This window comes from Geotalea daltonii FRC-32 (assembly GCF_000022265.1).
GTDB lineage: Bacteria > Desulfobacterota > Desulfuromonadia > Geobacterales > Geobacteraceae > Geotalea > Geotalea daltonii.
Genome location: NC_011979.1, coordinates 1,643,313 through 1,658,178, shown reverse-complemented (window position 1 = coordinate 1,658,178; position 14,866 = coordinate 1,643,313). Strand labels below are relative to the sequence as shown.

The 14,866-nt window shown below is 54.3% G+C and carries 15 protein-coding genes and 1 other annotated feature; of the genes, 9 read left to right on the top strand and 6 right to left on the bottom strand.

Annotation, left to right across the window (positions count from 1 at the left end):
• The first annotated feature begins 4 nt into the window (after positions 1-4).
• The 7 genes from ilvN (at position 5) to GEOB_RS07475 (ending at position 7,443) form a co-directional block, all read left to right on the top strand.
• The gene (gene ilvN, locus GEOB_RS07505; protein WP_012646596.1) at positions 5-496 is read left to right on the top strand and encodes an acetolactate synthase small subunit; all 492 of its coding nucleotides are present in this window, start codon (positions 5-7) and stop codon (positions 494-496) included.
• Positions 497-534: 38 nt separating this feature from the next.
• Entirely contained in the window at positions 535-1,545 is a 1,011-nt protein-coding gene (gene ilvC, locus GEOB_RS07500) for a ketol-acid reductoisomerase (protein ID WP_012646595.1), read from the top strand.
• Between the two features lie 104 nt (positions 1,546-1,649).
• Positions 1,650-2,291, top strand: a complete 642-nt coding sequence (locus GEOB_RS07495) for a phosphatidylserine decarboxylase family protein (RefSeq protein ID WP_012646594.1) — start codon at positions 1,650-1,652, stop codon at positions 2,289-2,291.
• 20 nt (positions 2,292-2,311) lie between these two features.
• Complete coding sequence (gene pssA, locus GEOB_RS07490) at positions 2,312-3,070, top strand: CDP-diacylglycerol--serine O-phosphatidyltransferase (RefSeq protein WP_054692543.1); 759 nt, start codon at positions 2,312-2,314, stop codon at positions 3,068-3,070.
• A gap of 129 nt (positions 3,071-3,199) precedes the next feature.
• Positions 3,200-3,446: a binding site (T-box leader), on the top strand.
• Positions 3,447-3,530: 84 nt separating this feature from the next.
• Positions 3,531-5,081, top strand: a complete 1,551-nt coding sequence (locus GEOB_RS07485; protein ID WP_012646592.1) for a 2-isopropylmalate synthase — start codon at positions 3,531-3,533, stop codon at positions 5,079-5,081.
• Between the two features lie 125 nt (positions 5,082-5,206).
• The gene (locus GEOB_RS07480; RefSeq protein ID WP_012646591.1) at positions 5,207-5,683 is read left to right on the top strand and encodes a carboxypeptidase-like regulatory domain-containing protein; all 477 of its coding nucleotides are present in this window, start codon (positions 5,207-5,209) and stop codon (positions 5,681-5,683) included.
• Positions 5,683-7,443, top strand: a complete 1,761-nt coding sequence (locus GEOB_RS07475; RefSeq protein ID WP_012646590.1) for an MXAN_6640 family putative metalloprotease — start codon at positions 5,683-5,685, stop codon at positions 7,441-7,443. The genes GEOB_RS07480 and GEOB_RS07475 overlap by 1 nt, the downstream gene beginning before the upstream one ends.
• Before the next feature lie 101 nt (positions 7,444-7,544).
• Here the strand turns inward: GEOB_RS07475 and GEOB_RS07470 are convergent, their stop codons facing one another.
• Positions 7,545-7,997, bottom strand: coding sequence for a hypothetical protein (locus GEOB_RS07470; RefSeq protein ID WP_012646589.1), 453 nt, complete (start codon positions 7,995-7,997; stop codon positions 7,545-7,547).
• A 44-nt stretch (positions 7,998-8,041) separates the two neighbouring features.
• The gene (locus GEOB_RS07465) at positions 8,042-8,623 is read right to left on the bottom strand and encodes a cytochrome c3 family protein (RefSeq protein ID WP_012646588.1); all 582 of its coding nucleotides are present in this window, start codon (positions 8,621-8,623) and stop codon (positions 8,042-8,044) included.
• Between the two features lie 362 nt (positions 8,624-8,985).
• On the opposite strand from GEOB_RS07465, the gene arsS reads away from it, so the two are divergent.
• The gene (gene arsS / locus GEOB_RS07460) at positions 8,986-9,942 is read left to right on the top strand and encodes an arsenosugar biosynthesis radical SAM (seleno)protein ArsS (protein ID WP_012646587.1); all 957 of its coding nucleotides are present in this window, start codon (positions 8,986-8,988) and stop codon (positions 9,940-9,942) included.
• A 32-nt stretch (positions 9,943-9,974) separates the two neighbouring features.
• Positions 9,975-11,567: a glucose-6-phosphate isomerase gene (locus GEOB_RS07455; protein ID WP_012646586.1), complete on the top strand. Its 1,593-nt coding sequence runs from the start codon at positions 9,975-9,977 to the stop codon at positions 11,565-11,567.
• A gap of 159 nt (positions 11,568-11,726) precedes the next feature.
• On the opposite strand, the gene rsmI is transcribed toward GEOB_RS07455, so the two are convergent.
• The 4 genes from rsmI to GEOB_RS07435 all read right to left on the bottom strand — a co-directional run bounded on the left by rsmI (position 11,727) and on the right by GEOB_RS07435 (position 14,863).
• A complete protein-coding gene (rsmI, locus tag GEOB_RS07450; protein ID WP_012646585.1) occupies positions 11,727-12,590 on the bottom strand; it encodes a 16S rRNA (cytidine(1402)-2'-O)-methyltransferase in 864 nt (287 codons plus the stop codon).
• A 136-nt stretch (positions 12,591-12,726) separates the two neighbouring features.
• Entirely contained in the window at positions 12,727-13,548 is an 822-nt protein-coding gene (locus GEOB_RS07445) for an NAD+ synthase (RefSeq protein WP_041267410.1), read from the bottom strand.
• Positions 13,548-14,399 carry a nitrilase-related carbon-nitrogen hydrolase gene (locus tag GEOB_RS07440; RefSeq protein WP_012646583.1) on the bottom strand — a complete coding sequence of 284 codons (852 nt, stop codon included), beginning with the start codon at positions 14,397-14,399 and terminating at the stop codon, positions 13,548-13,550. Before GEOB_RS07440 ends, GEOB_RS07445 begins: the two co-directional genes overlap by 1 nt.
• Before the next feature lie 80 nt (positions 14,400-14,479).
• Entirely contained in the window at positions 14,480-14,863 is a 384-nt protein-coding gene (locus GEOB_RS07435) for a YraN family protein (protein WP_012646582.1), read from the bottom strand.
• Between the last annotated feature and the right edge of the window lie 3 nt (positions 14,864-14,866).

Below are 14,866 nucleotides of genomic sequence, written 5' to 3'. Positions count from 1 at the left end.
TTCAATGAAACATACAATATCAGTGCTGGTGGAAAATGAATTCGGTGTGCTTTCCCGCGTGGTCGGGCTCTTCTCCGGCCGCGGCTTCAATATCGATTCCCTTTCGGTGGCTCCAACCAACGAGGAAACCATTTCCCGCATGACCATCGTCACCCGTGGTGACGAGCAGATACTGGAACAGATATGCAAGCAGCTGAACAAGCTGATCGACGTCATCAAGGTCATCGATTTCAACGAAGGAAATGCCATTGAGCGTGAAATGGCGCTGATCAAGGTCAACGCTGAAGACGACAGTCGCGCCGAGGTACTGAGAATCGTCGATATTTTCCGCGCTAAAATCATCGATGTCACACCCAAGTCATATACCATCGAAGCAACCGGAGCTCCGCTTAAGATTGACGCCATACTGGAGCTGCTCAGGCCCCTGGGACTGAAGGAACTGGTGAGGACCGGGGCTGTGGCCATCGGCCGCGGCGCCAAGGGATGGAAGAGTTAAAAGCAGGAAGCTTCATATAAATCAAACGGAGGACGTACATGAACGTTTATTACGACAAGGATTGTAATCTTGCGATCATCAAAGGGATGAAAGTCACCATCGTGGGGTATGGCTCCCAGGGGCACGCCCATGCCTGCAACCTGAAGGACTCCGGCGTTGACGTGACCGTGGCGCTGCGTGCCGGTTCGGCGTCGGTGGTCAAGGCCCAGAACGCCGGCCTGAAGGTGGCGAGCGTTGCCGATGCGGTGGCCTCGGCAGACCTGGTGATGATTCTGACCCCTGACGAGTTCCAGTCAAGTCTCTACCGCGATGAGATCGAGCCGAAGCTGAAGCAGGGTGCCACCCTGGCCTTCGCCCACGGTTTCGCCATCCACTACAACCAAATCGTGCCCCGTAATGACTTGGATGTGGTCATGATCGCCCCCAAGGCACCGGGTCACACGGTCCGCTCCGAGTTCGTCAAAGGCGGCGGTATCCCCGACCTGATCGCGGTGTTTCAGAACGCCTCGGGGAAGGCCCGCGAAGTTGCCCTCTCCTACGCCAGCGCCATCGGCGGCGGCCGCACCGGCATCATCGAAACGACCTTCCAGGACGAGACCGAGACCGACCTATTCGGAGAGCAGGCCGTACTCTGCGGCGGCGCCGTAGAGTTGGTGAAGGCCGGCTTCGAAACCCTGGTGGAGGCCGGTTATGCCCCCGAAATGGCCTACTTCGAATGTCTGCATGAGCTCAAGCTGATCGTCGATCTGATGTACGAAGGCGGCATCGCCAACATGAACTACTCCATCTCCAACAACGCTGAATATGGTGAGTATGTCACCGGTCCGCAGGTCATCAACGCAGAGAGCCGCAAGGCGATGAAGGAGTGTCTGGCCAATATCCAGAACGGCGAGTACGCCAAGCGGTTCATCCTTGAGGGAATGGCCAATTATCCTGAAATGACCGCCCGCCGCCGCCTCAACGCCGCCCACCCGATCGAGCAGGTTGGTGGGAAGCTCCGGAGCATGATGCCCTGGATCCAGAAGATCGTGGACAAGAGCAAGAACTAAATTATTCTTTCGTTGCACCGGAGGCCGGATTCGGACCATTTACTCCCATTCGTGAGTTGTGCCCGGACCGGCCTCTTTGACGTTAGACCAATCAAGGACGGGTAATGCGTAATAACAATGTTCCCATTGCTGTGGAAGGGCTGCCGTTTGTCGCTGGTGCGGCCCTGATCAGCGCCATTTTCATCATTATCGGCTGGAAAGTAGGTGCCGCCTTCTTCATCGTTGTCACCGTTTTCATCATCTTCTTCTTCCGCAATCCCAAGAGGGTTACGCCGGCAAATGAAAAGGCAGTCGTCTCTCCTGCCGATGGAGTCGTCATCTATCTGGGCCCCGCCCGCGAGCCGCATCTTGACCAGGATATGATGAAAATCAGCATTTTCATGTCCGTCTTCAATGTGCATATCAATCGGGTCCCCATATCCGCCAGAGTTGTTGATCAGTTCTACCGGCCGGGGAAATTCCTCGATGTTCGCCATGAAAGCGCCACTTTTGAAAACGAGCAGAAAGGGCTGGTTCTTGAAACTGCAAATGGGATCAGGCTGGTGGTCGTACAGGTTGCCGGTCTCATCGCCAGGCGCATCGTCTGCTATCCTACCATCGGCACCATGCTCAGGCGGGGTGAACGCTACGGCCTGATCCGTTTCGGTTCCAGGTTGGACGTATATCTACCCTTGGATACGGAACTGCAGGTAACGATGGGGGATCAGACGGTTGCCGGAGAAACCATCCTGGGGGTAACGACATGAGCAGGGAAAATATGGAGGGGATGCGAAAAGGGATATACATCCTGCCGAACCTGTTCACTGCAGGCAGCCTTTTTGCCGGCTTTTACTGCATGGTCTCCACGCTCAACTATGATTACAAGACTGCGGCACTGTGGATACTGGCCTCTTCCATCTTCGACGGCCTTGACGGCAAAGTGGCACGATTGACTGGCACCGCCAGCAAATTCGGTGTCGAGTTCGATTCCCTTGCGGACCTGGTTTCCTTCGGTGCTGCCCCCGGACTGCTTATGTATGCCTGGGCGCTGAAGCCATTCGGTCGCATCGGCTGGCTGGCTGCGTTCCTCTTCGTCGCCTGCGCTGCCTTACGCCTGGCCCGGTTCAACGTGCAGGTCGAAACGGTCGAGAGCAAGCGCTTCGTCGGCCTGCCGACGCCGGCGGCAGCCAGCATGGTTTCGGCCACCGTCCTGCTTTTCTATCATTTCGGCTGGCCCAGTTCTTTCAAAAAACTGGCCATCCTCCTGCTCATCTACTTCCTGGCCCTGCTCATGGTTTCCAATGTGCGTTACTACTCCTTCAAAGACCCGGAGCTAATCAAGCGCCAGCCATTCGCCTTCCTGGTATTGGCGGTCATTCTTCTCATCGTCATTGCCGCCGAACCGGTGATCATGCTTTTCGTCATCTTCTGCGGCTACATGCTTTCCGGACCGGTCGGCTATGTGCTGACGCTGCCGCGACGACTCCGGCTCAAGCGGGCCATGCACAGGGGGCATGAGGAATTGCGTCCTCCCGGCAAAAAATAACACGACAGCAGCAAAGCGTGCTTTATTTTTACCTAAATCAAACGTAAGTTTATAATTGCAAAACTTATGGAAATACTTAAGAAAATCCCTTGACAGATGTTAAGGGATTTTTCTATTATCGGATCAATTCAAAAAGCTGTGAAGAGGAGTAGTAGTCGTTCGATCACCTCAAAGAGAGCTGACGGCAGGTGCGAGTCAGCAGGTGAAGACGATGAACTCGCCTCGGAGCTTCTCCCGTGAAAGGGAATCATCATTCTGATTCCTGTGTAATTGGAGACGTTGCCCGCGTCAAGGGTCAAACAAGGTCTTGAATCGTTGCTGATCGATTCGGGATGAATGAGGGTGGTACCGCGGAGATAGAACCTTCGCCCCTTGTCGGGGCGGAGGTTTTTTTGTTTCCCGCTCGCTTTCCGGAAATGGTGTGGAATAATAACATGGCAAAATAAAAGGGGGTACAGTAATGGCTACAAAGAAATCGGAGCACAAGACAATCAAGATCTTCGACACCACGCTCAGGGACGGGGAACAGTCTCCCGGCGCCAGCATGACCATCAGCGAAAAGCTGCGTATCGCCAGCCAACTGGTCAAACTGAAGGTGGATGTCATAGAGGCGGGTTTCCCCATTGCTTCAGAGGGAGATTTCGAAGCAGTGAAAAAAATCGCCCAGACCATCAAGGGGCCGGAAATAGCCGGCTTGTGCCGCTCCAGCTTCAAGGACATAGACCGGGCCTGGGAAGCCCTGCAGTATGCCGGAGACAGGGGACGCATTCACACCTTCATCGCCACCTCGGATATTCATATGAAATACAAGCTGAAAATGTCGCCAAAGGAGGTCCTTGAGTCGGCGGTTAAGGCCGTTAAAAGGGCGAAAAGCTATACCCCCAATGTGGAATTCTCCTGCGAAGATGCGGTGCGCACCGAGATCAAGTTCCTTGCCGAGATCGTTGGCGCGGTCATCGATGCCGGAGCAACAGTGGTCAATATCCCCGACACGGTCGGTTATACCATTCCTTTTGAATACTTCAACATTATAAAATACCTGAAGGACAACGTGGCCAACGTGGAGAATGCGACCATTTCCGTCCACTGTCACAACGATCTCGGCCTATCCGTGGCAAATTCCATTGCCGCCGTCCAGGCCGGTGCCGGCCAGGTGGAATGCACCATCAACGGTATTGGCGAACGGGCAGGCAACTGCTCGCTCGAGGAATTCGTCATGGCCATCAAGACCAGGCCGGACATTCTGCCGTTCAAGACCAACGTGGCCAGTGAACACCTTACCCCGGCAAGCCGCCTGTTAACGACCGTAACCGGCATCGTCGTTCAGCCCAATAAGGCCATTGTCGGCGCCAACGCCTTCGCCCATGAAGCGGGCATTCATCAGCACGGCATGCTCATGGATAAGACCACCTATGAAATCATGACCCCTGAGTCGGTGGGGCTCAAATCAAGCTCGTTGGTGCTCGGCAAGCATTCAGGTCGACATGCCTTTAAAAAGCGTCTGGAAGAGCTGGGTTATGATCTGGACGACGAAAAACTCAATCAGGCATTCGAGCGGTTCAAGGCTCTTGCCGACCTGAAAAAGGAAGTTTTTGACGAAGATCTGGATGCACTGGTGGCCGACGAGATCATGAGAGCCCACGAAGTCTATAAATTGAGCCATATTACAGTCACCTGCGGTTCCTTTGCCGTGGCCACCGCCACCGTACAGATGGAAATCGAAGGCAACCCGGTCCGCACCGCCGAACTGGGAGACGGGCCGGTGGATGCCACCCTCAAGGCCATCAAGAAACTCACCAAGACCAAGGCAAAGCTACAGCAGTACAACGTGGGTTCAATCACCGGCGGCACCGATGCCCAAGGTGAGGTCAACGTCCGTCTCGCCGAAGGTTCGCGCACCGTTATCGGCAAGGGCTCATCCACCGACATCATCGAAGCTTCGGCAAAAGCCTATATTGATGCCTTGAATAAACTTCATTTCAAGGTAGAAAGACCGATGGAAAGCCTCTGATCATCTTCACAGTTTTTGCACAAAGAGCCCCTTCTCTAAATTGGAGAAGGGGCTCTTATTTTAGCCGTTGCTTTTTCCTCACATCTGAAATATCGTGGATGCCAGCTTTCCAATGGAGATCACCGATGAAGAGACTATTTGCACCAGTCCTTATGCTGCTGGCGATTGCCGGCTTGGCCATGGCCCAAGCGGCTCAATTTCATTTCGACGGCACTGCCTTCCAGGAAGGAGCCAGCACCGGCGTTACGTCCATATCCGCCGTGGATGGCTATCTCCCCTCTGCCGAAAATGAAAAAGCACCGGCTAAACAGGCAAAACTGCCGGCTGGCAGCGGTGGCCTAGCCCTGCTCTGCTATGTGCAGCAGTCCGGCGGAAAACTGACCGGCACGGGAGGTTACCATCCCATTGCCGGCGCTCCCATTGAAGTCAACGGCACCAGGATCAAGCTCATGGCCCGCACCGGCGAAACGGGATACCTCTTCCTGTCACTGCCGGCCGGGCAGTACGAGGTAAAATACGCACCTTTCTCGAAGAAAATCAGGATCGAAAAAGGCAAAAACACCTTGGCCGCCATAAGAGGCGGGAAAAGGATGGTCGATTGATGATGAAAAATCTTCGTTTGTTGCTGGTTACCCTGCTGGCCCTGTTCCCATCTCTGGTAACGGCAGGAACCCTTGACACCTATTACCTGCAGCGCTTCGGCGCCCTGTACGGAACTCAGCAGCAAACCGCCGGGGTTGTCTCCAGTCAACCGGCAAGCCCCAGAGAACGCTGCCTTACCCCCCTCCATCACGGGCTATCAAGGGATTGGCCGAAACTGTCCACCGAGACCCGGAAAACCCTGGCTAAATACCTTGCAAAACCCAGCTGGGCAGACGAACAGGTTTACATTTCTACAGGTGGGCATTTTAAGATCCACTATGCAGGAAGCGGGGTAGATGCCCCTCCTTCAACAGCCTGGGTGCAGACGGTGGCCGCCACCTTCGAGGAGGTATATAACTCGGAAGTTGTGCAGATGGGTTATCGGGCAGCTCCGACGTCAGCCGGGCCATATGACATATATTTACAGAATATGGGAGCCAGGGCCTTTGGCATAACCGAGACCGATATCCAGTCCTCTCCCGGATCAAACTCTTTCACCAGCTTCATTACCATCGACAACGACTTCTCCGCCGGCGAATTCGGCACACAGATCACTGAATACACGCCGCAGAAGGCTCTGCAAATCACAGCCGCCCATGAATATCACCACGCCATCCAGTATGGTTACAACTATTATTTCGACATCTGGTTTGCCGAAGTTACCGCCACCTGGATCGAAGACGAAGTATATGACGGGGTTAACCAGCTTTACCTGTACGTTAACAATTATCTTACCAAAACCATGTCCCTTGATGCCGCTGCTCAAAGCGGCGACAACAGCGAATACGGCCGCTGGATCTTCAACCGCTATCTGACGGAGCGGTATGCCCAGAGCCCGGTGGTGAGGCAGATCTGGGAGCATTTGGCAACGCAGTCTTCACCTGGCGGAGGCGCCGATATACCGATGCTGCCGGTCATCGACACGGTACTCAGGTCCAAGGGAAGCAGTATTGACAACGATTTCTTCTCCTTCAGCAAAAGGCTGTATCTGCGCGATTGGTTCAGCCACAAGAATGACATATCTTTGATTCACCCCGTCGTACCTAAACAGGCATTTTCAGCCTATCCGGTAAGCAGTGGCACGTCTCCCGGCCTGCCCCATTATTCCTTTGCCTTTTACAGGTTCGTCAAGTCAGCCACCGCGCCGCAGGATCTGGTGCTCCGTTTATCCCAGTCTCAGGGAATCAAGGTTGCAGCCTTCAGGAAGAACACAAGCGGCAGCATCGACCAGTTTTCCCAGGCTGCCGACGGCACCATCACCATTCCATCCTTCAACGCCTCCGGGACAGAAGAAGTGATGCTGCTCATCTGCAACAACAGCTCGTCCGACAACCAGGTAGCCTACTTCAATACCGATGGCTCCCAGCTCCCCTCGCTACCAGGCGGCACCACAACTGCTTCATCGGGAGGCAAAAGCGGCTGCTTCATCGCCACTGCTGCCTACGGCAGCTATCTCCATCCAAAGGTCACGCTCCTGCGCCAGTTCCGGGATCACTACCTGCTGACGAATGCACCCGGCAGGGCCTTCGTCTCCCTCTACTACCGCGTCAGTCCGCCTCTGGCAGCATTCATAGCCGAACATGCCACAGCAAGAACCCTGTGCCGAGTGGTCCTTGCCCCAGTCATCTTCTTCGTTGAACATAGCCTGGCACTGCCGCTTATCCTGATAATCTTCGGCGGGGTATTTTTCTTCCGACGTGCCCAGCGCCATAGCTGCTGACGGAAAAAGATAAGGCGGAACAAACATCTTCCGCCTTATCTTTTCCATCAATATCCTTTTCCATGTTGGCCTTCTGCCGCTTCCTTCCCTGCAGCGCAGCCTTACAACCCACAGGCCTTCATCTCCTTGTCCAGTTTGTCCTTGGTGATCCCCAGGGCCCGACAGATGGTATCCCGGTCACATTGATAACGATCCAAGGCCATCAAGAGCAATGCCTTTTTCAGTGAACTGGACAGCTTGTCCATCAGGTTCTCTTTACTCGTTGCCGAAATCAGTGAAAACAGCGGTTCCAGGTTTTTCTCAAAGAGCCTGGCATTCTCATCGATTTTCCTGCGACTGTTCGTTTCCATTCTCATCACCTTGACCATCGTGGCAATTATTTCATCCATATTTTCCTGGACATACCTCAAGGTATCCCAATGATTATCCACAGTCAGAATCTGGCTTGAAGTCATTCCCACGCCAACTGGCCCCTTTTTCACCATCACTACTTCCATGATCCGGAAAACACCTTCCCCTGCCTTTTCTTCAGGTGCTACGTATCTGTATCCCATGGCCGTATCCTCCCAGGTTGGTCCGTTGCTTACTACTCGCATCCCTATTTGATGTGGCAGGTCAGACAGAGGTTGCTGCGATCATTGCTCGCCACCAGATGGGGTGCGTTCCGATTCAACGGGTCATGACAGGTCAGGCAGCCAACCCTGCCGTCAACAAGCACCATGTTCGGGTCGATGTTTTCCAGTCGGCGAAGCTGTTCATTGATGTAGGCTGCACTGCCGTAGTGGGTGCCGATGGGATGGCTTCTCAGCCCATCTCCCGAAAAGGTCCCGGAATTGGCAGCATTCTTGTAGCTGATATCGTGTGCGGGAGATGTTGATCCGTCGTGGCAGCTCAGGCAGTCGAAGGAAAAGGAATCCACTTCGAAAGTCTCTCCGTCCTTGACGACGGTAAAAGGCTTGTCTGCAAAAAATTCCCCATATTGAGAAGTGGATGCCTTCTTCACAGCATTGATGCGTCCCCGGAAGTTGTAGTCTTCAACAGGATCCTCAAGCTGCTTTACAAAAGTGCAGGGCTCCCCCGTGGATGCAGAAACGTCAATCGAATTTGCTATCATGGCACATGCAAAAAGAACGGCTGCCATGGTTTTCTTTGTTCCCCATATGATATTGATGTTTAACATGGCCTGGCCTCCTGGAATGTATTTGGTATTTGCTTTTGTTATTACAACCTCCGTACCATTCGGCAGCCCCCACAACTTTTTTTATAAGTACATGATTTTTATAAGATATATTCAAATTTGATTGTCTGACTTTTTTTTCTGCAGAAAGAAATAGTGTTCAGGTGTTGCACAGAGATCCAGGAAAAAATTGAAAATTCACTGTTCTTTCAAAGAGTTGCCATCAAAAAACATTTCTGAACAGCTGACCCCACTTGAACAGCAGCTTTTTGAGCAGCTCCAGCCTTGAATCTGCAAGGAGTTATGGTATTATTAATCCTCTTTCAGGGATGACCATCCCTTTACAATACTGCAATGGAGAATACATGGTAGCTGCTTTCAAAGAACGCCTGCAAAGTCTGGATCCGGTTTTTATCACCTTCGACTCGTTGCAAACACTGCAGCTTAACCTGGGAAACCTCTGCAATATGTCCTGCCGCCATTGTCACGTAAATGCCTCCCCCCATGGACGTGAGATCATGGGCAAGGAAGTCATGGACAAGGTAATCGCCCTCCTGTCCCGCCAGTCAGGCATTGCTCTGGATGTAACAGGGGGCTGCCCGGAGATGAATCCCCATTTCCGCTATCTCATGGAGACAACCGCCGGCCTATCCCCACGTCGCATCGTTCGCAGCAACCTGACCATTATGGAAGAACCGGAAATGGCGTGGCTGCCCGAGTTTTACAGCAAGCACGGCATTGTCATCACCGCGTCTCTGCCGTGTTATCTTGAGGAAAATATCGACAGACAACGGGGGCAAGGTGTCCATGCCAAATCCATTGCCGCACTGAAGCGGCTTAACGAGGTCGGCTATGGCTGCCGTCATGAGCTGAACCTGGTCTACAATCCGGGAGAAGCCTTTATCCCCGGCTCGCAGAAAGAGCTGGAAGCGGCCTACAAGGTTGAGCTTTTCGAGCGCCATGGCATTACCTTCAACCACCTCTATGCCATCACCAATGCTCCCATAGGCCGTTTCAGGGAATATCTTGAGTCCAAGGGAGCCCTTGATCACTACCTGAACCTGCTTGCCACCAGCTTCAACCCCGATGCGGCAAGAAACCTCATGTGCCGTACCCTGGTAAGCGTCGACTGGAAAGGCTTTATCTACAACTGCGATTTCAACCAGGCGGTAGGTCTGCCCATTACTGATCCTTCCGGGTGCATCCTCAAGATAGATGACCTGGAGCAGACGACAAAACACGGTACCGAACTTTTCCTCGCCCAGCATTGTTACTGCTGTACGGCAGGAAGCGGCTCCAGTTGCACCGGCGCCACTGCATGACCGAGATAAACAAAATATCTTCCGGAGGGGCTATGAATAAGCTTGAGCTTTGGCAAAGATACAGGAAATACCTGGGGGTATACCCGGAGATCGGCATGATGCTCGATCTAAGCCGGATGAATTTTCCGGATGATTTTTTCCAGCTCATGGAACCGCTGATGCAACAGGCCCTTGAACAAATGGCTGAGCTTGAACGGGGAGGTATTGCCAATGGGGATGAAAAGCGGATGGTTGGCCATTACTGGCTGAGGAACCCGGAACTGGCTCCGACGAAGGAAATATCTTCTGAGATAGGGTTCACACTCAGGGCAATCAAAGAGTTCACCGAAAACATCCACAGCGGCGCCATTTCTCCCCCCAACGGCAGTCGCTATACCCGCATGCTCATCATCGGCATCGGCGGGTCTGCACTTGGACCCCAGTTCGTCGCCGACGCCCTCGGTTCGGCAAAGGACAAGATTACCCCTTTCTTTTTCGACAATACCGACCCTGACGGCATGGATCTGGTTCTGGCTCGGATCGGCAGTTACCTGAAGGAAACCCTCACCATCGTCATATCCAAGAGCGGCGGCACCAAAGAGACACGAAACGGCATGCTGGAGGCAAAGAAGGCATATGAGGACAGAGGCCTTCTCTTCGCCAGACAGGCAGTTGCCGTTACCGGCAGGGACAGTGAACTGGACAGGACTGCTGCCGCAGAAGGCTGGCTGGCCCGCTTTCCAATGTGGGATTGGATCGGCGGGCGCACTTCGGTAACCTCGGCAGTGGGGCTTCTCCCGGCGGCCCTCCAGGGGCTTGACATCGACGGCCTGCTAGAAGGAGCCCGGCTCTGCGACATGGTAACCCGCATCAGGGAAACGAGGAACAACCCAGCCGCCCTGCTGGCGCTCATGTGGCATTATGCAACCGGCGGCTGCGGCGCGAAAGACATGGTCATTCTGCCATACAAGGACCGCCTGCTCCTTTTTTCCCGCTACCTGCAGCAGCTGATCATGGAATCCATCGGCAAGGAATTTGACCGGAACGGCACCCAAGCCAATCAGGGAATCGCCGTATATGGCAACAAGGGCTCCACCGACCAGCATGCCTACGTGCAGCAGCTTCGCGAGGGAATAAATAATTTTTTCGTTACCTTTATCGAGGTGCTGAAAGACAGGAATGGTCGGTCCATTGAGGTGGACCCCGGCGTCACAAGCGGGGATTACCTCAGCGGCTTTTTTCAGGGAACGCGGGAGGCTCTCTATGAAAAGGGCAGGGAATCGATAACTATCACTGTCGATGAGCTTAGCCCGCGCACTATTGGTGTTCTGATTGCCCTGTACGAGCGGGCGGTTGGCTTCTATGCCTCCCTGGTCAACATCAACGCTTATCATCAGCCGGGGGTGGAGGCGGGCAAGAAAGCAGCAGGAGTGGTGCTAGAGATACAGGGAAAGGTGCTGGCACATCTGCAAGAAAAAAAGGGAAGAGGATTTACTGCCGAAGAACTTGCTGCTGCAATTGGAGCCGAGGGAGAAGCTGAAGCTATTTACAGAATCCTTCTTCATGCTGCTGCCAATCCAGATCATAGTGTTGTTGCCGAAAAAGGTCGAACCGTTTTCGACAAAAAATTTTACCATGGGGGCTAGGAGCCTGTCGGACTTAGGGATCGAAGCGAGAGAATGGAAAATCGAGGACGGATATTTGGAAATTTGAGAGCGAATAGTGGACCTATTTGTCGAAAATTTACGGAGATCCGGACCGATTTGCCATTTTCGCAGCCGATTCATTCTAAGTCCGACAGACTCCTAGTGCCCCTTCAGCTTCAGTGCTTCTGTATAGACTTCGCTTCGGGCACGGCCTGTCCGGAGCACCACCTGCTTCACGGCATCCTTCAGGGAAAGCCCTTCACCCGCCATCAGACAGCTCAACAATTCGGCAACAGACTCTGTGGCGTCATGCTCAGGGTCCGCAGCCGCAGGGGCAACGAGGATAACGACTTCCCCCTTGATGGTACGATCCTGAAGCTTCTCAATGACAGGGGAACAGCTCCCTCTGATGAACTCTTCGTAGATTTTGGTCAGCTCCCGCGCCACCACCAGTTCCCGTTCCCCGAGCACCTCGCGCAGGTCCATCAATGTGGCCAAGAGACGGTTCGGCGACTCGTAAAAAATCACCACCCGCTGCTCTCCTTTCACCATTGCGAGCTTCTCCCGGCGCTTCCCCTGTTTATTCGGCAGAAACCCCTCGAAGACAAAGGCATCCGTGGGCAGGCCCGAAGCGGAAAGCGCCGTGACTGCGGCCGACGGACCTGGCACCGGGACAACGGCAAAGCCTGCCGCCACCGCATCGCGGACCAGTTGGTAGCCGGGATCGGAGATGCAGGGGGTACCGGCATCGGTAATCAGGGCCACGGACACCCCTTCGGCCAGCTGGTCGAGGATGTATCGCCCTTTCAGCTCCTTGTTGTGATCAAAGTAAGAGGTAAGCGGCTTGGAGATGCCGAAATGGGAGAGGAGCTTGCGCGAGTGACGGGTATCTTCGGCGGCAATGAGGTCCGCCTCCCGCAGAATACGCACGGCCCGGAAGGTGATGTCTTCCAGGTTGCCGATGGGGGTAGCGACTATATAGAGAACACCTTTTGGGGTGAGGGGTGAGGAGTGAGGTTCCATTTTTACCCTTTGCAGCAGAAAATGTGGATTTTTGCGCAAGAACAAGGCAGACAAGGGGCGAGGCGGAGGCGTACCTCAGGTACGCCGCACAACGAGCCCCGCAGGCGAACGCAGGTCTTGCCGAAAAGCCGCATTTTCATTTTCCCCAGTCGCGGGAGTAGCGGAAGTCCCTGTCAATAGTCCGATTGGACACCTTGGCAATAACCGGCATCCGCCGTTTGAAGTGCGAATTCTGTACCTTGGCGCTGACCGTATCGATAAAAGTTGCAGCAAATCCCTTGTCCAAAAGCTCATGGCGATTGCAGCGATGGTCCACCATCCAGTAGAGGAGTTCGTCCACCTCCCGATAGGTGAAGCCCAGTTCCTGCTCGTCGGTCTGCCCTGCCCACAGGTCGGCCGAAGGCTTCTTCTCGATCACCTCCCTGGGCACCCCCATTGCTTCGGAAAGCTGCCATACCTGGGTTTTGTAGATATCGCCGATGGCATTGAGTGCGCTGGCCATGTCGCCGAAAAGGGTGCCATAGCCCAGAAGCAATTCGGTCTTGTTGCTGGTGCCGAGCACCAGCGCGCCATGGGCGGCGGAATGGTCATAGAGGATGGTCATTCGCTCCCGCGCCATCTTGTTGCCGCGGCGCATGTTGCTGGCGTCGGGAAACTGCTGGAAATAGGCATCGATCATGGGGGTGATCTCTATGACCTGATAATTGATGCCCAGGTCTTCGGCAATGAGCCGGGCATGGGCTTCGCTTTCAGGATTACTGGTGCGGTAGGGCATGGTGCAGGCATAGACGTTTTCAGCCCCCAACGCCTCAGCCGCCAGGTAGGCCACCAGCGCTGAATCTATTCCACCGGAAAGTCCCAATACCGCGCGCCGCACGCCGATCTTCTGTACCTCCTCGCGGATGAAACCAACAAGTACCCGGCGCAGCAACTCCGCATTCACAGTAAGTCCGGCCATCATCGCTCCCTCTCCCGATCGATCCGTCGCAGCTCCTTCAGGGTGACACTCAGACTCTCATCACGCATCATGGGGGAGAAAATCCGCTCGCGCCGCAATTCCCCCTCTTCCATCTTGGCCGTGAAAAAATCCTCTTCCAGAACCCTGCCCCGCTCGATAACGGCACCAGAAGGAGCTACGGCCTCCGATCCCCCCCAGAAGTTGACCCCATCCTCGTAACCGGCACGGTTGCAGTAAAGAACACGGGAATTAAGGAACATGGCGGTGGTGGAGGTAAGTTTCTGCCAGGCAATGGTAGATCCCAGCTTTTCTTCCTCGGTAATCCCGCGTCCCGGGCTGCTGGAAAGGCAAAGCAGAGTAGTTGCACCGTCCATGGCCAGTATGTAAGGGGCCGAAAGGTGCCACATGTCTTCGCAGATCAGCATCCCCATCCGGCCGAACCTGGTATCGAAGGCACGGAATTGCTCCCCACGGGCCATGTAGCGTTGCTCATCGAACAGGCCATAGGTGGGAAGATAAACCTTGCGGTGCAGATGCTTGATTTCCCCCGCCTCAAGGTAGACGGCAGAATTGAAGAAGCGATAATCAGCCGTGACCTCGACAAAGCCAACCCCTATGGATATCTTTCTGGACAGCTCCCTCAGCCGGCATATCTCGGGCGAACCGACGGCAAGAGCCACTTCCGGCACCAGGTCTTTAAGAAAATAGCCGGTCAGGGCCAGCTCGGGGAAAAGTATCAGGTCCGCCTTTTCATCAATCCCCCTGGCAACGGCAGCCTCCACAACGGCACAGTTATCGGTGACACAACCAAGCTTCGGCTTTATCTGGGCCAAGGCAACGGTAAAATCCATGGTCTTCTCCGCATTTTTTCGCTTAGGGTAACACAGCATGAGACAGGAGGCAAATGTTCGGCTCTGAGGATACCTGTGTTTCAATAGGCCAGGTCGAATGCATCCTTGATATGCTCTATTTCCGGCACGGCATGATCCGGCTGTAAAATGGCAATGACATCGAAGCGGGCCGCGGCATCCTGCATTTTTTTCTGGGCCAGCCAGGTCAGAGCAGCCTTTGATATCTGCCGCTGCTTGAATGGGGTCACGGCCAGCTGCGGCACGCCAAAGGCTGTATTTTTTCTTGTCTTGACCTCGACAAAGACGAGGGTCCTGCCATCCCTGGCAATGATATCGATCTCGCCGCACTTGCAGCGAAAGTTCCGCTCCAGGATCGAGAAGTGCAGTCCCTTGAGAAAGGTTACCGCAATCGCCTCGCCCACTTCCCCCAGAGTCTTATTGTCGTTTTTCCCCTCACCCCTCACCCC

Bases quoted from the DNA above. Each gene is read 5' to 3' on its own strand.
- ilvN (WP_012646596.1), top strand. From the start codon at position 5: ATGAAACATACAATATCAGTGCTGGTGGAAAATGAATTCGGTGTGCTT.
- ilvC (WP_012646595.1), top strand. From the start codon at position 535: ATGAACGTTTATTACGACAAGGATTGTAATCTTGCGATCATCAAAGGG.
- GEOB_RS07495 (WP_012646594.1), top strand. From the start codon at position 1,650: ATGCGTAATAACAATGTTCCCATTGCTGTGGAAGGGCTGCCGTTTGTC.
- pssA (WP_054692543.1), top strand. From the start codon at position 2,312: ATGCGAAAAGGGATATACATCCTGCCGAACCTGTTCACTGCAGGCAGC.
- GEOB_RS07485 (WP_012646592.1), top strand. From the start codon at position 3,531: ATGGCTACAAAGAAATCGGAGCACAAGACAATCAAGATCTTCGACACC.
- GEOB_RS07480 (WP_012646591.1), top strand. From the start codon at position 5,207: ATGAAGAGACTATTTGCACCAGTCCTTATGCTGCTGGCGATTGCCGGC.
- GEOB_RS07475 (WP_012646590.1), top strand. From the start codon at position 5,683: ATGATGAAAAATCTTCGTTTGTTGCTGGTTACCCTGCTGGCCCTGTTC.
- GEOB_RS07470 (WP_012646589.1), bottom strand. From the start codon at position 7,997: ATGGGATACAGATACGTAGCACCTGAAGAAAAGGCAGGGGAAGGTGTT.
- GEOB_RS07465 (WP_012646588.1), bottom strand. From the start codon at position 8,623: ATGTTAAACATCAATATCATATGGGGAACAAAGAAAACCATGGCAGCC.
- arsS (WP_012646587.1), top strand. From the start codon at position 8,986: ATGGTAGCTGCTTTCAAAGAACGCCTGCAAAGTCTGGATCCGGTTTTT.
- GEOB_RS07455 (WP_012646586.1), top strand. From the start codon at position 9,975: ATGAATAAGCTTGAGCTTTGGCAAAGATACAGGAAATACCTGGGGGTA.
- rsmI (WP_012646585.1), bottom strand. From the start codon at position 12,590: ATGGAACCTCACTCCTCACCCCTCACCCCAAAAGGTGTTCTCTATATA.
- GEOB_RS07445 (WP_041267410.1), bottom strand. From the start codon at position 13,548: ATGGCCGGACTTACTGTGAATGCGGAGTTGCTGCGCCGGGTACTTGTT.
- GEOB_RS07440 (WP_012646583.1), bottom strand. From the start codon at position 14,399: ATGGATTTTACCGTTGCCTTGGCCCAGATAAAGCCGAAGCTTGGTTGT.